Here is an 18,189-nt window from a genome sequence, read left to right as displayed (position 1 = left end):
GTTAATCTGGTGGGGCCTAGTCTTCGTCCCGTGGCGGACGTTCCACCACCTTTCGCTTACCCTTGGCGCAGCGCGCCAGGGCTTTCAGGCCATCGCCCTCAAAGGCATCCACCCGGATCACATCGTACAGTGCTTCAAGCGCTTCCAGCAGTTTGTCGCATTCCTCCTTCTTGATGACGCCTTGCTCGCAGGCCCAGTCCACCAATTCCTTGCGCTGGTGGCCCATCAACAGAGCGATACCATCCACCTCGTCCTCATTTCGGTTGCGAATGGCTTCATGGAGCCGGCTGCGCATTTCGACGGTTTCGTTGGCCAGGCGATAGGCATTCAGCACCCGGCCCAGGGGATCGTCCGGATCGGTATTGATGTAGGCGCCGCGGCTGACGCGCTGACGCACAGGGGTGTCCTTCACGATGGTGTCGGCGACCGTGGCACCCAACTTGTCGTCAGGACCGTTCAGGCCGGTGGCGCCCAGTGGGAACACCAGCAACCGCAACGGCCAGCGCAGGGCCGGTATCGGGAAGTTGATGATCGCTTCGCGCATGGACTCCTGCAGGTCCCGTAGACTGGTTTTCAGGCCCCATTCCACCAGTGGTCGCTGGTCGTCCGGGTAGCCTTCCTCATGCCACTGCTTGATCACTGCGGTGGCGTAGTACAGGTGCACCAGGCAGTCCGCCATACGGCCGGACAATCGTTGACGGGCTTTCAGGCCACCACCGACGGTCAGCAGGGTGACGTCGGTCATCAGGGCAAAAGCGGCGGAGAAGCGGGCCAACTGGCGGTAGCAGGGTTTGATGTCGCCCTGGCGGGGCACCGGTTCCAGCCAGCCGCGAGTCAACCCGAGTACGAACGCCCGCAGGGCATTACGGGTGGTGTGGGCGATGTGGCGGTAGAAAATACCATCGAATTTTTTCGCGGCCTTGTCTTCGTCCTCCATACCCGCGGCTTCGATTTCCTCCACGATGAACGGGTGACAGCGTATTGCGCCCTGACCGAAGATCATCAGACTGCGGGTGAGGATATTGGCACCTTCCACGGTGATACCAATGGGGACCGCCTGGTAGGCCCGCGCCAGGAAATTGCGGGGGCCGGTAATCACGCCGCGACCAGCCACCACATCCATGGCATGGTTGATCACTTCACGCATCAGATCGGTGTTGCGGTATTTCAGCACCGCCGACGGCACGGATGGACGCACGCCCCGGTCCAGCATGCCTGAGGTGAGCAGCCGTGCCGCGTCCATCATGTAGGTGTAGCCGGCAATGGGTTCCAGGGCTTCCTGAACACCCTCAAACTGGCTGATGGAACGGCCAAACTGTTCCCGTGTCAGCGCGTAGGAACCGGTAGCGAGGCTGGCGACCTTGCCGGCGCCGGTGCCCAGGGCCGGCAGGGAAATGGAGCGACCGATGGACAGACATTCCAGCAACATGGTCCAGCCCTTGCCGAGCATGTCCTGACCACCGATGACCTGTTCCATGGGGATGAACACGTCGGTGCCCCAGGTTGGTCCATTCATGAACACCGTATTCATCGGCAGGTGGCGGGCGCCGGCGTTGACGCCCTCGGTGTCCCGGGGCACCAGCACGCAGGTCACTCCGATGTCGTCCTGGTCACCCAGCAGTTTTTCGGGGTCATAGACTTTGATGGCCAGGCCAATCAGCGTCGCAACCGGCGCCAGAGTGATGTAGCGCTTGTTCCAGGTGACTTTCAGCCCCAGCACTTCCTTGCCATTCCATTGACCCTTACAGACGATCCCCTTGTCGGGAATGGCGCCAGCATCTGAGCCTGCCACGGGAGAGGTCAGGGCAAAGCAGGGAATTTCTTCGCCTTTACACAGCCGTGGCAGATAATGGTGTTTCTGTTCGTCAGTGCCGTAATGCATCAGCAGTTCGCCCGGGCCCAGTGAATTGGGCACCATCACCGTGACGGCGGCGGACACGCTGCGGGTGGAAATCTTCATCACGATTTCGGAGTGGGCGGTATTGGAGAAGCCCAGGCCGCCGTCTTCCTTTGGAATCACCAGCCCGAAGAAGCCGTTTTCACGGATGAACTTCCATACTTTGTCTGGTAAATCATAGTTTTCGTGGGTGATTTTCCAGTCGTCCAGCATGGCGCAGAGCTTTTCCACCGGGCCATCCAGGAACGCCTGTTCCTCACTGGTGAGGTGGGCGGGTTTGGCGTCCAGCAGCTTTGACCATTCCGGCTGACCGGAGAACAGTTCGCCGTCCCAGTCCACGGAGCCGGATTTGAGCGCTTCAGATTCGGTTTCCGAGAGCTGGGGCAGGCGGTTGCGAACCCAGCCCAGCAGGGGGCGGCTCAGCTTATCGAGGCGGAGATCGCCGGGGAAAACCAGCAGCAGGGCCAGGGCGAGCAAGCCGCCGCCAAATAATATGCTGAGCAGATGCCAGCCGTCCTGGAACAGACCGATGATGGTGGCAATGACCATCACTACCGCTGCGGGTTGGCCACCAATGCCAAGATAAATCAGGACCAGTGCACTGATCAGAAGGAGCAGGACGCTCATGGGGCAGACCTCCGTATCACGAATGAAATCAACAGATTTGAGAAGGTATTACGAAGCTTCTTTTACCATCGATCAAAGGCTGGCCAGTTGCAAGCGACAAACACGGATTATGGCCTGAAGATCATACGTAGCCGGCCGCAAACACCAGCCCCAGTACAATAGGCATCACCACCAGGCTGCCGAGATTGCTGAGCAGTACCAGTGACGCAACCTTGTGGGGTTCCTGCTGGTATTGCTCCGCCACCATGTAGTTGAGGACTGCTGGCGGCAGGGCGGCGAAGACCCACAGGGCGGCGACCTGCAGCCCGGGAAGATCCAGTATCGCGATCATCGGCCAGGCCAGAATCAGCCCCGAAACGGGGCAGGCTATGGCGCCCAGCATGCCCAGCTTCCAGTCGCTGAAATCCACATCCAGCATACGCACCCCGAGGGTAAACAGCATCAGCGGGATACACACACCGCCCAGCATGTTCAGGGTTTCCAGCAGCCAGTCCGGCATGGGCACACCGCCGAAATTAATGCTCAGACCGGCAATGCTGGCAAACACAACGGGCAGACGCAGCCGTTTGAGGATGGAGGTGTGCGGGTCCAGCATGTAGAGGCCAACGGTAAAGTGCAGCAGCATCTCCACGATAAACAGCACAATGGCGGCTGGCAGGGCGGCCTCGCCAAAGGCGAATACCAGCACCGGGATGCCCATGTTGCCGGAATTGTTGAACATCATCGGAGGCAGGAAAGTCTTCAGGTCCAGCTTCAGCACCCGCGCGAGGGGATACAGGATAATGCCGGAGCCCAGCACCACCACCGTCGCTGCCAGGGCCAGGCTGGTGTATTCCTGCAGCGGTGCCTGCTGGTCTGCCAGTACCGCGAACACCAGCATGGGAACGAACAGCTCCATATTCAGGGTATTCAGGCCCTGGATATCGGGGGTTCGATAACGGCCATACAGTGCGCCACATCCGGCAATCAGGAAAACCGGCAACATCGTGGACAGGATCTGACCAATCATTCGAAGACTCCGAGGGGGTTCATTTGTCAGACGATGGACAATAAACCGTTAGGTTCGCAAGTGTTGGCCGTATTCGGCAAGGAAAACCTGAGAATCTTCGACCAAAGCCCTAAGGGGAGCGCGGACCCGGACATGTCGGGTTGCAGCTATCAATGTTCCTGACACAGAATGATGGCGATTAACCCGTGTACATCACTGATCGGAGCGCCACGTGCCCATTGATTTCGATACGCTCGTTATCCGCGAACAGACCTGTTCGGTAAAATTCGACGCCCGCCGAGCGGTGTTCGGTACCGAGGATGTGATGCCGTTGTGGGTGGCGGACATGGACTTCCCGGCTCCGGAAGCCGTTACCCGGGCGCTGGAAGCCCGGGCACGCCACCCGATATACGGCTATTCGTTGTTCCCGGACTCCCTGTATCAGTCCATGATGGATTGGTTCCGGGACCGTCATGGTTGGTCCATTGAGCGGGACTGGATACTGATGGCGCCGGGAGTAGTGCCCTCACTTCATGCCGCATGCATGGCGTTTGCGGAACCCGGTGAGGGCGTCATCATTCAGTCGCCGGTTTATCCGCCGTTTTTCAGCGCCATCAGGCAGACCGGCCGGACAGTAATCGAGAACCCGCTGGACTGTGTCGATGGTCGTTACCAGATGAACCTGGAGCATCTGGAGCAGTGCGCCGCCCGCGACGATGCCCGCCTGCTGGTGCTCTGTTCTCCCCATAATCCGGTTGGCCGGGTATGGTCCGATGAGGAACTGCGTGCGGTACTGGATATTGCCCGCCGACATGGCCTGGTGGTGCTGTCTGACGAAATTCACTGTGACCTGGTGTATCCGGATAAGCCGGTGCATTGTGTACTCGACCGCCTGGCAGGCCCTGAGGATGCACTGGTAACCGCCGTTGCGCCGAGCAAGACCTTCAATATGCCGGGCCTGGGGTTGTCGGCCCTGGTGATTTCCGACCCAGACCGTCGTCAGGCGATGAAAACCGTCTTTGATTCTCTGCACATGTTGCAGTGTAATCCGTTCAGTATTGCCGGCTTTGAGGCTGGATACCGGTTCGGTGGCCCCTGGCTTGATGAACTGATGGCCTACCTTCAGCAAAACCGGGACTACGTGGCGGATTACCTGACACAGCGTCTGCCTGAAATCACCCTGTCAGTACCGGAAGGCACCTATCTGTTGTGGCTGGATTGTCGGGTACTGGCGCTGGGTGATAAGGATCTGAAACAGTTTTTTGTGCGGGATGCGGGAGTCGGGATGAATCCGGGCCTCACCTTTGGTGACTGTGGCAGCGGGTTTATGCGGATGAACATTGGTTGCCCCCGGGCAGTTCTGGAGCAGGCGTTGGAGCGGATTGAAGCAGCGATTGTCCGGCGTTTCCGCTAACGGCTGATCCGGCGTTCCTGGTCGGTGTCAGTTTTTTTTACGATCATGGCCAGTGCTGAGTTTACGGAAGTACCCAGGCCTCTGGTTTTACAGCGAAAGGCCGGGGTTGGCATTGTGGATGCTTTGGCTTCAGGGTGTTACTCATAAATGGATTATGGGGAAACCCAGGGAGGCAAGCATGCCACGATTTACACTGGTCACGTTGTTGGCCGCCGTATTGTTTTTCCCAACACTGACAAGTGCGGCGCAGATAACTGCAAGCTATGACGTAAATCTCAACTCATCTGATCCGGGTCTGGTGGTTAACTCTGCGGACATTGCTGATAACCCCTTCTCGTTCAACCTTGAGGAAGGTGAAAGTAATTACTTTACACTCTTCAAGATCTGGACCAATGAGGAGACGGTCAATAGTGATGATAAGGATCCGCAGTCGATCTCTGTCGACTTCAACTTCACCTCACCGGAGGCGCTGTTCGGTTCGGTGAATGGAGAAACCGACGGAGTCAGGAAGATCTTGCTTGCAAACTATCAGGCTGGCCATCTGACCTGGGGTGGTCCACTGGATCTGGTGTTTGGTGCGCTGGGTGATGGCCTTCTGCGGGTGACCCTGTTTGATGCCGTGTTCAATGAGGGCTATATCTTCGGGCTGCATGAAGGCAAGACATACGGCGCCAAGGTGAAGGCGAAAATCGAGCTGATCTCCGATGCCTCGCAGGTGTCTGAACCAGGCACCCTTGCGCTGTTAGGATTGGGTTTGCTTGGACTGGGACTGCGTGCCCGTCATCGTACCAACTGAAAAGGAAGTGTTTCCCCAATGGCCTGTCAGAACCCCGGGGCGGAGCCCCCGGGGTTCTGTATTTTTTCAGATCATTGCCTGACTGGCGCTTTACGTGTTGCCAGGAATAGCCCCGCCAGTATCAGTAGCCCTCCGACAATGTGGAACATTCCCAGGCGCTCGCCAAGGAAGACACCTGCGAGTATTGAAGCAAATACCGGTGTCAGGTACATAAACATGGCGGCCTGGGCGGGGCCTACCTGGTGGACGCCGTGGTTCCAGAACGCGTAGGCCAGAATGCCGGGAAAGAAGGCGAAATAGAGTAATGGCATGATGGTGGTGCGACCGACCTCAAAACCACCCTTGAAGAACATCAGTTCGGTCAGATAAAACGGCAGGATCACCAGCGTGCCAAGGGCGATCTGGGTGGTCAGGAAGGTCAGTGCCGGCAAGGGCACCGCCTGTCTTCTGAGCAGGACTGAAAACAGCCCCCAACTGAACACCGCAGCCACCATGATCAGGTCTCCGGGCTGTGCCTCGAGTTGTGTGAGTACGGAAAGTTTGCCACGGGCGATCACGGTCAGGATGCCCAGTACGGCCAGCAGGATACCCACTATCTGGACCGGGCGGGTGCGGTCACCCAGCAGTAGCCAGGCCAGCAAAGCAATGAAGATGGGGATGGTGGCGTTGATCAGCGCAATGTTGGTGGCGCTGGAGGTAATGGCAGCGTAGTACAGCAGGGAATTAAACGCCGCGACACTGAAAGTGGCCAGTACCAGCATAGAGCCAAAGTACTGACGAATGACCCGGCGATGGCGAAGGACGCCTTTTAGTCCAAAGGGCAGGATGACCGCCAGGGCGATCACCCAGCGCCAGAATGACATGGACAAGGGGGGGATGCTTGCGATCGAACCCTTGGCAACAACGGCATTACCTGCCCAGAACAGCGGTGTGAGGACCAGCCCGAGGTAGGCCAGCCATAGTGGCTTCGGGGAGTGAAAAGACACGCCGGCTCCTGTCATTGTTCATAAACAGCGGGAGCCGGTAGCATACTACTCCCCTGGAACTTCTGCCTCCGTACCAACGTGGTAGGCGGCAAAGCCGGCCATTACCACCTGGTCCACAGCCATACCGATGATCCGACCCTTGCTGCTTGCGCGGATAGGGTGCTGGGCATTGGTGATGGGGTCGGCGACATAGCCCAGCACCTCACCTTCGGAAACTTCGGCGCCCAGATCCACCTCGCTGAACAGGATGCCGCCGTTTGGCACACGGATCCAGTCGGAGTCGTAGTAGATCGGCTCCGGGTCTCCCCAGACAAACATCCGTGAGATCATGCCTTCCTTTTCCATCAGGCTGGTCAGGCTGTTTACCCCGGCGTCTATCTGGTGTTCCTGGATGCGGTGGGATTCGCCGGCTTCCATGGTGACCGTGCGAATACCGGCCTCTACTGCCGCCGTGCGCAGCATGCCGGAAGAGCCTGAACTGTGAACGACTGCCATACGGTCAAAACCCCGTGTCAGTGCCGCTACCTCCGGATTGTTCATATCTGCCCGCAACTGGGGCAGGTTGGTGCGTTTCTGGGACCCGGTGTGGATATCCACCAGCATGTCGCATTTACGGATCACGTTCTCAAACAGAGAGTGGGCAATACGATCCGCCAGACTGCCGTCCGGGCTGCCCGGGAAGTGACGGTTGAGATCACGACGATCCGGCAGATAGCGGGTGCCCTGCTGGAAACCCGGCAGGTTCACGATGGGAACGCCCACCACCCGACCGGAGAGTTTTTCCGGGTTGAGATCGTAGACCGTACGGCGAACAATCTCGATGCCGTTGAGTTCATCTCCGTGAACTGCGCCGGTCAGGCAAAGCGTGGGGCCGGCGTTGACACCATTGACCACCAGTACTGGCGTGGGCTGCGACAGCCCGGCAATCTGTATATTCGGCGACCAGGCCAGGCGCGTAGAGGTACCTGGGCGGACCTCGGAGCCAAGTAGTTCAAAACTGGTGGCTGCTTCGGGTTCGGTCGCCGGGCTGACCTCCTCGTTCCCGGCGGGCTCCGGGATTGGGGCGATTTCCTTGAGATCAATATTGGGCGCGACCTTTTTGGGCTTCTCGCTTTCCGCAGCAGCGGGCGCCTGCTGACCGGCGCCTTCCGGTTTATCCTTCTGCCTGGTATTCCCGCTTGCAGGCGTGGTCTGCGCGCCTTTGCGGGGTTCGGAATTTTCTACGTCCTCGACACTCTCGTCCTCCGCCAACTCGGCGATCAGAACCTCCTTGGTCTTTTTGGCCTGATCTGCAAAAGCGGGATGGGCCATGATCAAAGCAACGAGAGCCAGCCCTGCAGGGAGAATCTGATTTTTAAGTAATTTCAATAGCATAGTTCCTCGAAGGTCGTCAGCCAATCGGAGCGAAGCACTCGGTTCCGGCGGCGGAAACGGAGTCTAGGATAATGCGCCCCTGCTATCATGAATACGGCTGTGACAAAGGTTTAATGCCACCTTCATGAGCTCTTTGTGTATTTTCTGAAACGGACCTGCAGGGCAGGTTTACCGATAAAGCTTTTCGTTTATGTGACAGTTATACGTGCTGAAGGGAGTAAACTGTATGGATCTTTTGCGAATTCTGATTGCGATTTTGTTACCGCCATTGGGCGTTTTTTTACAGGTGGGCATTGGCAAACACTTCTGGATCAACATCCTGCTGACTATTCTGGGTTACATTCCAGGCATCGTTCATGCGGTTTACATCATCGCCAAGAAATAGGCCTCAGCAACAAGCCCGGACATTCCGGGCTTTCTGATCAGGTTCTGTCGGTTACCGACCAGAATTCGCCCTGCTGGATGGCTTTGCCATCCGCTTCCAGTTTCAACAGGTGTGCCAGTGCCGAGCGAGCTGCAACGCCATGGATTGCTGCCGGCACGTCGTCGTAAGCCTTTGCCGTCAGATCCCCGAGAGTGACCGGAGCCAGACCTTTCAGGGCCTTGGCTACCTTGTGTTCCCGCGCCAATCGGTGGGTGATCAGGTAATCAATGACCGCTTCCGGATGTCCCATCAGGAACCCGTGGGCGGGTGCAATGTAGCGGACGGGCTCAGCCAGCAAATCGTACAATGCCTCGATATACGCTTTCATGTCGCCATCCGGCGGGTTAATCACCACCGTTGACCCCTGCATGATGTGATCACCAGAAAACAACAGTGCCTGGTCGGTCAACAGGTAGCAGATATGGTTCGAGGCGTGGCCTGGCGTATGAATCGCCTTCAGCGTGCCGGCTTCGGAAACAATCAGGTCGCCGTGTGCCGGTTCATCATCCGGTGCAAAGGTCTGATCCTGGGAGGCACCCGCAGGGGCTGGCAGGCCGTAAACCCGGCACCCGGTGCGGGCTTTGAGTGCGGCTGTGGCCGGTGAATGGTCCCGGTGGGTGTGGGTAACCACCACCTGATCGATCATCCCGCCAGTCAAAGCCAGAATACGCTCGATGTGGACGTCATCGTCCGGACCCGGATCCAGCACCGTAAACCGTTCATGGCCCAGAATATAGGTGTTGGTGCCCGGCCCTGTCATTACGCCCGGATTCGGCGCGGTCAACCGGACCACGCCCGCGGCCACCTCCACCGGTTCACCGGGGACAATCTCCGCCCGGGTGGAGCCTTCCCCCTCGGGGTCCAGCTTGGCGGCCTCGTCATAGGCCGGGGCGCCCGGTTCCAACATCACCGGCTTACCCTTCTGCAAAGCTGGCCAGGGCTGATCGGGGTATGGCTCCGGTGGATTGGCATCGGCATAGCGCATCAACGCATCCGTGGTGTCAAAGCTGCTTAACACCCGTAACGTGCGAATCGTCGGCAGCCCCAGTAGACGCTGACCGTTACGGTGTTCTTCCAGTGCCGCAGCGGGACTTATCCACACATGATCAATCGTCTCCACCCCGTCGTGGTTGGCTATCTGTCCCTCCGGCGCCACGGTTACAAAAAAACGGGTATCAAATCGCCGTGGCGGTCCCGGAGGCGTGATCCAGTGCCCCAGGTACGCCAGCCGGTCCAGCGGAATGGACAACCCGTGGTGCGCACACACCTGTGCCAGGCTGCGTTCCCCGCGGAAAACCGCCTGGCGTTCACCAAGAACCGGATGATCGCCACCGATGGTCACGCCATCCGCGTCTACCGCCACCAGAACCCCGGCTTCCTCAAAACACTCCCGCACCGCTGCCAGCATATAATCCGCGCCGCCTTCATCCAGACTCATGGTCTGACTGATCTGCGCATCAGCCGGCCCCACGGCATGCTCCCGTCCCAGCGGCTCCTGCTCGTCCACAGCACCGCCCGGGAACACGTAATAACCGGGCAGAAAAACCGCGTCCCAGGTGCGTTGCAGTAGCAGCACCTGAAGACCTTCAGAAGTGTCGCGTGTCAGAACCAGTGTGGCTGCAGGGCGAATATCCATAGAATTTCCATTTGTGTTCCGGTTGTCAGGCCCGGGTGCGGGAAAGAGGTTGGGAGGCTGCTCTCAAAACACGCTCAAGCACATCCATGTGGCGCTTGGGCTCCGCCATCCATGGCTCCGCACAGTTTTGACAGCAGCCTCCCAACCTCTTTCATCCAGTGCCGGTGCGGGCCGCCAATAACAAATCCAAGATAACCAATGTTCGACTCGCTGTCTTGGGGTGATGGCGAGGCTGCAACCAAGTATCATGGCTTTCCCCCGAAACCTTCTCCAAGCAGGATCTCGAACTTGGCCCGTATAAAGCTCTCTTTTCCGGATGATGTTTTTTGTTTTGAAACCAGAATGCCGGTTCGTATTACCGACATCAACGGCGCTAACCACCTCGGCAATGACGCCCTGATCTCGATGCTTTCCGAGGCGCGGGCGCAGTTTCTCGTGAAATACGGCATTCAGGAAGCCGATCAGAATGGCATCGGGATTATCGTCACTGACCTGGCCACTATGTACCAGTCCGAATCCTTCTTCCCGGAAATGCTGCGGTTTGAGGTCGGGCTGATGGACTTCAACAAATACGGTGGCGATTTCGTGTTCCGTGTCAGTAAAGATGATAGTGGCCAACCGGTGGCGCTGGCCAAGTACGGCTTCGTGTTCTTCAACTACCAGCAGAAGGTCGTCGTCCCGATGCCGGAAAGCTTCCGTTCACGCTTTGCCTGAGCGTTGCAGCTTGCCCATGCCGGCGCGATAGAAGGTGTAGGCCATCGCGCCGGCCATCAGATTCCCCACCAGCGCACCGCTCATCAAACCGGTGAGACCGTTGATCTGCGACCCAACCCACAGCAATGGCAGGAAGCACGCGAACAGTCGCAAAGTGGACACCAGCAAGGCTCTCAGCGATAGCCCAAGCGCATTGCACACCGACACCATCAGCATGCACACCCCCAGACCGCTGTAACTCAGCGGTACACGCACCAGATAGTCCCCCAGTACTTCCTGAACCCCGGCATCGCTGGTAAACAACTGCGCCACCAGCCCCGAGGCCAGCACCCAGATCAGGCCAATGGCCAGTTGCCAGCCCACCACGAAACGCACCGCCAGTCGCACCAGCTTGCGGATCTGGCCGATGTCGCCGGCCCCGAGCATACGCCCGATCATCGGCGGCATGGACATGGTCAGTGCCAGCACCACCACAATCGAGAAGAATTCCAGACGGGTTCCCAGCCCCCAGGCGGCGACGGCGGCAGACCCGAACCCCGCCACCAGGGCCGTGGCCAACATGGCCGAGGCAGGCGGCATCAGCTGGCTGACCATCGCCGGTGCCATGATGCCGTTGAGCTGTTTCAGTGCCTTGCCAAGGCTGAGTTGTCTGAGTTGAAAACTGATCCACTGGCGCCGTAACAGGGCCGGATAGATCACCAGAACGCCAAGGCCGAAGGCGGTAATAGTGGCCCAGGCCGCTCCGGGAAGCCCCCAGCCAAAGACGAAGATGTACAGTGGGTCCAGCGCGATGTTGAGCAGGCTGGTGGCGATCATCAGGTAGCCTGGCAGCTTGGTATCGCCATGGGAGCGGCAAATGCTGTATCCGAAATAGAGCATGGCTCCCGTCCAGGCCGACACCAGCCAGGGCGCCCAGTACTCGTTGATGACCGGCAGCAGCACCGGTTCCGCGCCGAGCAGGGTAAGAATGTGGGTTTGCAGCAACCAGACCGAAGCGCACAGTAGCAGCGCCAGGGATGCACCCACGGTGACCACCAGCCCGCCCAGACGCTGAGCCCTGAGCTCGTCGTTCTGACCCAGGGTTCGGGAAATGATGGCCGTGGTGGCAATGCCCAGGCCGACGTACATGCCGCTGACCAGTTGTTGCATGGGAACGGTAAAGCCAAGGGCTGCGAGAGGATCACGACCAAGCTGGCCGACAAAGGCACTGTCGGCCAGATGGAAGGTCATCAGTGATAGCACCCCGAACAACATTGGCCAGGTCATGGAGAAGAGCTGGCGGGCCAGGGTGGTGTTGTCAGGTGGTGAACTCACGGGTGGTCTGGTGCTCGGATCAGGACTTTGAAGTGGTGGTAGGTCGGGTTAGCGAAGCGTAACCCGACACTGAGCAGGATCAGAGTACCTTCAAGGCGGCGTCATAATCCGGTTCGTTCTTGATCTCGCTGACCAGTTCGCTGTGCAAAACCTTGTTGTTTTCATCCAGCACGATCACCGCACGGGAACAAAGGCCGGCCAGGGGGCCGCTCTGGATGGCGACACCGTAGTCCTGCTGGAAGCTGTAGTTGCGGAAGGTGGAGAGGGTTTCCACGTCTTTGATGCCCTCTGCGCCACAGAAACGGCCCGCTGCGAAGGGCAGGTCGGCGGAGATGACGAGTACGACGGTGTTGTCGAGGCCGCCGGCTTTTTCGTTGAATTTGCGGGTGGAAGCGGCGCACACGCCGGTGTCGATGCTGGGGATGATGTTGAGGATTTTGCGTTTGCCGGCCCAGTTGTCGAGTTTCACTTCTTCCAGGCTGCTGTTGGTCAGGGTGAAGGGCGGGGCGTTGTCGCCGGTTGTGGGGAATTTGCCGCTGACTTCTATGGGGTTGCCATCGAGGGTTACGTTGCTCATTGCGATGCTCCTGTTGTCTGGATTCTGCTAGGACAGCTTACTCTGTTTAGCTCAGATCGGATGATTTTTCATCCTCGACCTTGGTGCCTTGTTGTCAGGGTGGCACTGTCTATAGCACGCTTCAAGCTTGGGGGTGATCGGCCAGGGTGACACCTCCCAAAACACGCTCGAGTACATCCATGTAGCGCTTGGGCTCCGCCATCCCTGGCTCCGCACAGTTTTGGGAGGTGTCACCCTGGCCGATTCAGAACCTGGTCATTGCCTTCTGGTTTTCTTTTCGACTAACGCGTTGAAACCGGTTGCGATTCGAACCCCGCCGCCGGGTGTCGCTGAACCAGAACCAGATAACTGGCCAGGGCCGCTGCGGCGCTGGCCGCGATGATGGTGGCCATCACCAGGGAGGTGCCATCGTGCAGGTGGCCAACAAGCGCGCCGGCAATGGCTGCCACGGCCATTTGGCTAAAGCCGAAGAGGGCTGACGCGGAACCGGCCATGTGGGGGAAGTTGGCCATAGCGCCGGCCATGGTCTGGGGCAGGACCATGCCGACGCCGACCATGAACAGGGCCTGGGGCAGAATCACCGTCCAGACGCTGTAGACCTCGGCTACCGCCAGGCCGGCCATGAGGGTGCCGCCGGCAACGGCGATAGTGAGGCCGCGGACCAGGATCTGGTCCGGTGACAGTCGGCTGCCGAGGCGGACGGCGGTCAGGTTGCCGGTGATGTAGCCCACCACGATGCAGGCGAAGAACAGGCCGAAGTGTTCGGGTGCAACGCCGAGGAAATCGATCAGCACGAAGGACGAGCCCGACAGGAAGGCGAACAGGCCGGAGAAGATCAGGGCGTTGGTCAGGGTGTAGCCGAGGAAGCTGATGTCGGTGGTGATGGTGCGGTAGTTCCGCAACAGGCTGCATAGTCTCAGGGGCTGGCGGTATTCCGGGCGCATGGGCTCGGGAATGCCGAAGGCTACGACCACGGCCATGATCAGCGCGTATCCGGCCAGCACGATAAAAATGGAGGCCCAACCCAGGCCGGAGACCATGAACCCGCCGACGGTCGGTGCAATCGCCGGTGCCAGCGCCATGATGCTGGCCAGGATCGCCATGATGCGGGCGGCTTCCCGTGGTGTGTAGATATCCCGGATCGCGGCACGACCCAGTACAGGACCAGCAGAGCCGCCGAGGGCCTGGAGGAAGCGGCACAGCATGAGGGTTTCAATGTTAGTCGCCAGGGCACAGCCGATGCTGGCGAGGGCAAACAGCAGAAAGCCGCCGATCATAATCGGTTTGCGGCCAAAGCGGTCGGCCAGCGGTCCACAGATCAACTGCGCCAGCGCAAAGCCAGCCATATACAGGCTGAGGGTGAGCTGCACCTGATCGGTGCCGGTACCAAAATCGTTGCCAATCTGCGGCAATGCCGGCAGATACATATCGGTGGCCAAAGGCCCCAGGGCCACGGCGGCGGCAAGTAATATAGTCGTCCAGACGCTGGTAAGCGCAAGCATACTGTTTCCCGGTTTAATCGGAGGGTGAGCAAGCAGAGAGTGGGTTGGGGTAAGGGGTTACAAACGTTCAAGGAAGCCACGGTTCCTGTTTGTGACCCCTTACCCCACCCCGCTCCCTGCGGCCCACTGAGAGTCAACAGAGTTTACGCCCCCAATAGTTCGGGAATAACGGCCCAACACTTCATACGATGTATGAACAAAATCGATTGATTAATCGTTCAGACCGTTCATCGTTGCCGCCACGGCGTTCACCTGATTGCGAAGCCAACGGTGGGCGGGGTCGTTCTGGTTGCGGCGGTGCCAGAGCATCAGCAGGGTGAAAGGCTTGAAATCAAAGGGCAGGGGAACCCAGGCGAAGCCCCTGAGTAAGTGGTTACTCATGCGCTCCGGGGCGGTGGCCAGCATATCGGTACCACGCAGGAATTCCGGCAGACCGGAGAAATTGGATACCGTCACCACATTGCGCCGGGTCAGTCCGCGGGCATTCAGCGAGGTCTCGAGGGCGGGCTTTTCTCCCGCTGCGAACAGTAGGGAGACATGATCCGCCTTGAGGTACTCGGCCATATCCCGGGGCGGCTCGCGATAGTCCGGATCGTAGAACACCACCATCCGGTCCGCCATCAAACCCCGCTGCATGATATCCGTTGCTTCCGGCGCATGGGGCGAGATGATCAGGTCGCAGACATCCTTTCGCAGCATATCGGCAGTCGGAATCCCGGAGGGAATCACCTGCAGTCGAATCCCTGGTGCTTCTTGCCGCAGAGTGCTGACCAGCCCGGGGAGCAGAAGATCGCGTTGGTAATCGTTGGCGGCGATGGTGAAGGTGAACTCTGCCGTCGCTGGCGTGAACGGCGGTCCGCTGGACAGGGACTGCAGGTCATCCAGAATCTGCCGGATATGAGGTCCCGCCCGCAGCGCGTACTGGGTCGGCGCAATCCCGCGCCCGGACTTTACGAACAGCGGGTCTCCCAGCGACTGACGCAACCGGTCCAGGGTGTGACTGACCGCCGACTGGCTGACCCCCAGACGAATTGCTGCGCGGGACACGCTGCCCTCATCTAGGACGGTCAGAAAGGTGCTCAGTGAGCGGGTATCGAGGTTCAATGTATCTATGCCGTTCATGGATCGCAGTGTAATCCACTTCCACCCTGGTCGCATACACATCGTAGATGCTTTGAACTAGTGTATGGCGAGTGATCGCTCAAGAATATCAGGAGGCACCATGACCCTCAGGCTCGCATTTGACGTATACGGCACACTGGTCGATCCCATGGGCATGGCGGACCTGTTGGCTCAGGACGCCGGCACAAGCGCAGAGGCTGTCAGTGTCCTGTGGCGGGAGAAACAGCTGGAGTTCTCCTTCCGCAAAGGGCTGATGCGAGTCTACGAAGACTTCGGTGTATGCACCCGCCAGGCCCTTCGATATGCCATGGCCGCTCACAAACTGTCCCTGACCCGCGACCGCGAAGATCAACTGATGGCCGCCTACCTTTCCCTGCCCGCCTTCGACGATGCCCTGCCTGCTCTGAAAGCGCTTAAGGGGCACTATCCGCTGTTCGCCTTCTCCAACGGCAGTTACCCTGCCCTGGAAAAAGTCCTGGGCCACAATGACTTGCTGGATCAGTTCGAGGGGCTGGTTTCTGTCGACGACATCAAGAGCTTCAAGCCCGATCCGGCTGTCTACGCCTATGCCCGAAGAGCAACGGGCGCGTGGGATGAACCGTTATGTCTGGTATCGAGTAATGCCTGGGACGTGATCGGTGCACGGGCTGCGGGATTGAAAGCGGTATGGGTGCGGAGAGATGCCGACAAAGTCTTCGAGGACTGGGGTATAGAGCCGTCAGCGGTCGTAACCAGTCTTGCAGAGCTGCGCGAAACCCTGAAGCATCTCTAGTGGAACCTGATCAGCGCTGCAGCCCCCGGGACAGCAGGCTGATGCCCTCGTCCAGCATCCGTTTGCCGGTCAGTTCGTCGTAGCCGCTACAGATTTCCAGCAGTACCGCGCCATGCACGGCCGCCCACAGGACCCGGACGGTAGCCTCGGGATCGGCAGTGACACGGAACCGGCGCTCCGCCATACCCGTTTTGAGAAAGTTGGCAAACAGCTCAAAGGCGGTCGACCGGGACAATACGCCGAACAGGTCGGCTTCAATGGCGACCGGGGTGCTGGCAGCCAGGAACAGGGCGCGATCGGAGCAGGCCAGTTCACGGTAGATGTGGGCGGCCTGTCGCAGTATGGCCTCTGGCGGTGTCTCGGGGAGTGCGGCCATCAGTCGCCGTTGCCATTCCTCCACCCAGGCTTCATAGAGCGCACGGACCAGGCCGGGTTTGTCACCGAACAGGGATTCGACGGTGGGCAGTGGCGTATCGCTCTTGTCGGCCAGAGCCTCAAATTTGAGCGCGGCCATGCCCTCATTGCGGATAATGTCGCGGGCAATGGCAACCAGTCGCTGGCGTTGGGCCTGAGTGTCGGAATCGGTCTTTACTTCCGCTGACGTGTGGGTCATAAAACCATTCCTTTTCGGTAGGGTGTCGTGAATGAGTCTTATCGTAATAGTAGCACCCTGCCAGCTACCCTGAGTCAGGAACGCTCAGTCAGACCGATCCCCAAGCCAATCCGCCAGTTCCAGCCAGCTTTCCCGGGGCGCCTTGCTGCCGGCGAGAATGCCCATATGCCCCCCCGGCACCACCCGGAACGTCTTGTCAGTAGAGCTGACGTGATCCATCACCCGCTTGGCCGCGCCCGGCGTCGCCAGCGTGTCCTCTTGCCCGGCAATGGCCAACAGGTTGGCGTTCACATTCTCCAGGCGGGCAACGTCCTCGCCGATCTGGATCTCGCCCTGCGACAACTGATTGTCGATCCAGATCCGCACTACGGTGTCCTGAATAATGCCGCCAGGATACGCTACCATCCGGTCCAGAAACGCCGACGTTGTGGCGTGATTGCTGACAAACTCCCGGTCACCCAGCCGCACGATCAGCTCCCAGTAGCCCATCACACTGCCGATCGGATTGGTCAGTTTAAAACCGATGGTATTGGCCCAGCCCGGCGTATGGAACCAGTGTGGCTTCAAATCGTGAATGCGAAACCCGGTGCGCTTACGCACGAAATCCGCCACATCCGCCACGCGCTGGTACATCAGCCCCATCAGACCGGAGGCATGACTGTCGATGGGCAAGCCCAGAACCACCGCGTTGCGGATATGCTGATCCTTGCTCAGGGCCGAATAGAACAGCGTGAACATACCCCCCATACTCCAGCCATGCAGCGACAACTCCTGCTCACCACTGTGCTCCCGCACCCGGTTCAGGTACGCCGGCAACAGCTCCGCCACGTAGGTGTGCAGGTTGTAGTGACTGTGCTCGCGGGTGGGGATGCCCCAGTCGATCAGATACACCTCAAAGCCCTTCGCCCGCAGGAAACGCACCAGACTGCGCTGGGGAAACAGATCGTAGATCAGCATATTCACCGCCAGTGGCGGCACAATCACAATCGGCGTCTTGTGGGCGGTGCGCTCCACCGCAATGGTCTCGCCATCCAGCTCGATGAAATCCTCCGCCAGCGGCGGGTAATACCGCAGACTGACCAGCCCGTCGGTATACAGCGTCTCGAACGGCGTCTGCCCCGCTTGTACCAGACTGGCGGCGCGGAAAACCCGGTCGAAGGCGTTCCCGGCGTACAGCGCCGTTTGTCGGGTGAGTCCCGCGGCCCTGTCGGCGGCAGATTTGAAGAGGTTTGGCATGGGAATGTCCATGATGGGTTTGAAGCTCACTTTAATACATGGGGAATTGTAGCGTTATCGCAAAGGTCAGAGGGTGATCAGTGGGCCTACCTGTGCCAGACCGTGCATTGCCAAGGATGGCAATGCCGAGCCCCCATGGATGGGTTCACGGCGTGTCTGGCGCAGGTAGGCCCACTGATCACCGGACTCCTGCCCTT

General features: G+C 59.2%; 16 protein-coding genes. 5 read left to right on the top strand and 11 right to left on the bottom strand.

The window, feature by feature from the left end; all coding sequences use genetic code 11:
* Positions 1-16: 16 nt before the first annotated feature.
* Positions 17-2,524: an acyl-CoA dehydrogenase gene (locus tag EHN06_RS19600; RefSeq protein WP_127334151.1), complete on the bottom strand. Its 2,508-nt coding sequence runs from the start codon at positions 2,522-2,524 to the stop codon at positions 17-19.
* Between the two features lie 121 nt (positions 2,525-2,645).
* Positions 2,646-3,533 carry an AEC family transporter gene (locus EHN06_RS19595; protein WP_127334150.1) on the bottom strand — a complete coding sequence of 296 codons (888 nt, stop codon included), beginning with the start codon at positions 3,531-3,533 and terminating at the stop codon, positions 2,646-2,648.
* Between the two features lie 211 nt (positions 3,534-3,744).
* Between EHN06_RS19595 and EHN06_RS19590 the strand changes: the two genes are divergently transcribed.
* Together EHN06_RS19590 and EHN06_RS19585 are read left to right on the top strand one after the other, a co-directional pair.
* The gene (locus EHN06_RS19590; RefSeq protein ID WP_127334149.1) at positions 3,745-4,926 is read left to right on the top strand and encodes a MalY/PatB family protein; all 1,182 of its coding nucleotides are present in this window, start codon (positions 3,745-3,747) and stop codon (positions 4,924-4,926) included.
* Positions 4,927-5,104: 178 nt separating this feature from the next.
* Positions 5,105-5,722: a PEP-CTERM sorting domain-containing protein gene (locus EHN06_RS19585; protein ID WP_164735639.1), complete on the top strand. Its 618-nt coding sequence runs from the start codon at positions 5,105-5,107 to the stop codon at positions 5,720-5,722.
* Between the two features lie 71 nt (positions 5,723-5,793).
* On the opposite strand, the gene EHN06_RS19580 is transcribed toward EHN06_RS19585, so the two are convergent.
* Positions 5,794-6,708: a DMT family transporter gene (locus tag EHN06_RS19580; protein ID WP_228257360.1), complete on the bottom strand. Its 915-nt coding sequence runs from the start codon at positions 6,706-6,708 to the stop codon at positions 5,794-5,796.
* A gap of 45 nt (positions 6,709-6,753) precedes the next feature.
* Positions 6,754-8,082 (bottom strand): succinylglutamate desuccinylase/aspartoacylase family protein, encoded by a 1,329-nt coding sequence (locus EHN06_RS19575; RefSeq protein WP_416332530.1) that lies wholly within the window; start codon positions 8,080-8,082, stop codon positions 6,754-6,756.
* A gap of 226 nt (positions 8,083-8,308) precedes the next feature.
* On the opposite strand from EHN06_RS19575, the gene EHN06_RS19570 reads away from it, so the two are divergent.
* Positions 8,309-8,467: a YqaE/Pmp3 family membrane protein gene (locus EHN06_RS19570; RefSeq protein WP_048496762.1), complete on the top strand. Its 159-nt coding sequence runs from the start codon at positions 8,309-8,311 to the stop codon at positions 8,465-8,467.
* A gap of 37 nt (positions 8,468-8,504) precedes the next feature.
* Here EHN06_RS19570 and EHN06_RS19565 read toward each other — a convergent pair whose 3' ends face one another.
* Positions 8,505-10,142, bottom strand: a complete 1,638-nt coding sequence (locus EHN06_RS19565; RefSeq protein WP_127334146.1) for an MBL fold metallo-hydrolase — start codon at positions 10,140-10,142, stop codon at positions 8,505-8,507.
* A gap of 288 nt (positions 10,143-10,430) precedes the next feature.
* Between EHN06_RS19565 and EHN06_RS19560 the strand changes: the two genes are divergently transcribed.
* The gene (locus EHN06_RS19560; protein ID WP_127334528.1) at positions 10,431-10,856 is read left to right on the top strand and encodes a thioesterase family protein; all 426 of its coding nucleotides are present in this window, start codon (positions 10,431-10,433) and stop codon (positions 10,854-10,856) included.
* Here the strand turns inward: EHN06_RS19560 and EHN06_RS19555 are convergent.
* The 4 genes from EHN06_RS19555 to EHN06_RS19540 all read right to left on the bottom strand — a co-directional run bounded on the left by EHN06_RS19555 (position 10,842) and on the right by EHN06_RS19540 (position 15,371).
* Positions 10,842-12,122: an MATE family efflux transporter gene (locus EHN06_RS19555; RefSeq protein WP_127334527.1), complete on the bottom strand. Its 1,281-nt coding sequence runs from the start codon at positions 12,120-12,122 to the stop codon at positions 10,842-10,844. The genes EHN06_RS19560 and EHN06_RS19555 overlap by 15 nt on opposite strands.
* 127 nt (positions 12,123-12,249) lie before the next feature.
* On the bottom strand, positions 12,250-12,747 hold the full coding sequence (gene tpx, locus EHN06_RS19550; RefSeq protein ID WP_127334145.1) for a thiol peroxidase: 498 nt from the start codon (positions 12,745-12,747) through the stop codon (positions 12,250-12,252).
* 281 nt (positions 12,748-13,028) lie between these two features.
* Positions 13,029-14,249, bottom strand: a complete 1,221-nt coding sequence (locus EHN06_RS19545; RefSeq protein WP_127334144.1) for a Bcr/CflA family multidrug efflux MFS transporter — start codon at positions 14,247-14,249, stop codon at positions 13,029-13,031.
* Between the two features lie 210 nt (positions 14,250-14,459).
* Complete coding sequence (locus tag EHN06_RS19540) at positions 14,460-15,371, bottom strand: LysR family transcriptional regulator (RefSeq protein WP_127334143.1); 912 nt, start codon at positions 15,369-15,371, stop codon at positions 14,460-14,462.
* Between the two features lie 100 nt (positions 15,372-15,471).
* Between EHN06_RS19540 and EHN06_RS19535 the strand changes: the two genes are divergently transcribed.
* Positions 15,472-16,143, top strand: coding sequence for a haloacid dehalogenase type II (locus EHN06_RS19535; RefSeq protein WP_127334142.1), 672 nt, complete (start codon positions 15,472-15,474; stop codon positions 16,141-16,143).
* 10 nt (positions 16,144-16,153) lie between these two features.
* Here the strand turns inward: EHN06_RS19535 and EHN06_RS19530 are convergent, their stop codons facing one another.
* Positions 16,154-16,756, bottom strand: a complete 603-nt coding sequence (locus EHN06_RS19530; protein ID WP_127334141.1) for a TetR/AcrR family transcriptional regulator — start codon at positions 16,754-16,756, stop codon at positions 16,154-16,156.
* 84 nt (positions 16,757-16,840) lie between these two features.
* Complete coding sequence (locus EHN06_RS19525; protein ID WP_127334140.1) at positions 16,841-17,992, bottom strand: alpha/beta fold hydrolase; 1,152 nt, start codon at positions 17,990-17,992, stop codon at positions 16,841-16,843.
* Positions 17,993-18,189: the final 197 nt, after the last annotated feature.

Origin of the sequence: Marinobacter sp. NP-4(2019) (assembly GCF_003994855.1) — a bacterium.
Lineage (GTDB): Bacteria > Pseudomonadota > Gammaproteobacteria > Pseudomonadales > Oleiphilaceae > Marinobacter.
Note: the sequence above shows the minus strand (reverse complement) of the source record. Positions and strands in the feature narration are given on the sequence as shown.

Excerpts from the sequence above, each read along its gene's own strand:
- EHN06_RS19540 (WP_127334143.1), bottom strand. The coding sequence starts at position 15,371 with ATGAACGGCATAGATACATTGAACCTCGATACCCGCTCACTGAGCACC.
- EHN06_RS19525 (WP_127334140.1), bottom strand. The coding sequence starts at position 17,992 with ATGCCAAACCTCTTCAAATCTGCCGCCGACAGGGCCGCGGGACTCACC.
- EHN06_RS19585 (WP_164735639.1), top strand. The coding sequence starts at position 5,105 with ATGCCACGATTTACACTGGTCACGTTGTTGGCCGCCGTATTGTTTTTC.
- EHN06_RS19570 (WP_048496762.1), top strand. The coding sequence starts at position 8,309 with ATGGATCTTTTGCGAATTCTGATTGCGATTTTGTTACCGCCATTGGGC.
- EHN06_RS19535 (WP_127334142.1), top strand. The coding sequence starts at position 15,472 with ATGACCCTCAGGCTCGCATTTGACGTATACGGCACACTGGTCGATCCC.
- EHN06_RS19595 (WP_127334150.1), bottom strand. The coding sequence starts at position 3,533 with ATGATTGGTCAGATCCTGTCCACGATGTTGCCGGTTTTCCTGATTGCC.
- EHN06_RS19530 (WP_127334141.1), bottom strand. The coding sequence starts at position 16,756 with ATGACCCACACGTCAGCGGAAGTAAAGACCGATTCCGACACTCAGGCC.
- EHN06_RS19545 (WP_127334144.1), bottom strand. The coding sequence starts at position 14,249 with ATGCTTGCGCTTACCAGCGTCTGGACGACTATATTACTTGCCGCCGCC.
- EHN06_RS19565 (WP_127334146.1), bottom strand. The coding sequence starts at position 10,142 with ATGGATATTCGCCCTGCAGCCACACTGGTTCTGACACGCGACACTTCT.
- tpx (WP_127334145.1), bottom strand. The coding sequence starts at position 12,747 with ATGAGCAACGTAACCCTCGATGGCAACCCCATAGAAGTCAGCGGCAAA.
- EHN06_RS19575 (WP_416332530.1), bottom strand. The coding sequence starts at position 8,082 with ATGCTATTGAAATTACTTAAAAATCAGATTCTCCCTGCAGGGCTGGCT.
- EHN06_RS19600 (WP_127334151.1), bottom strand. The coding sequence starts at position 2,524 with ATGAGCGTCCTGCTCCTTCTGATCAGTGCACTGGTCCTGATTTATCTT.
- EHN06_RS19555 (WP_127334527.1), bottom strand. The coding sequence starts at position 12,122 with ATGACCTGGCCAATGTTGTTCGGGGTGCTATCACTGATGACCTTCCAT.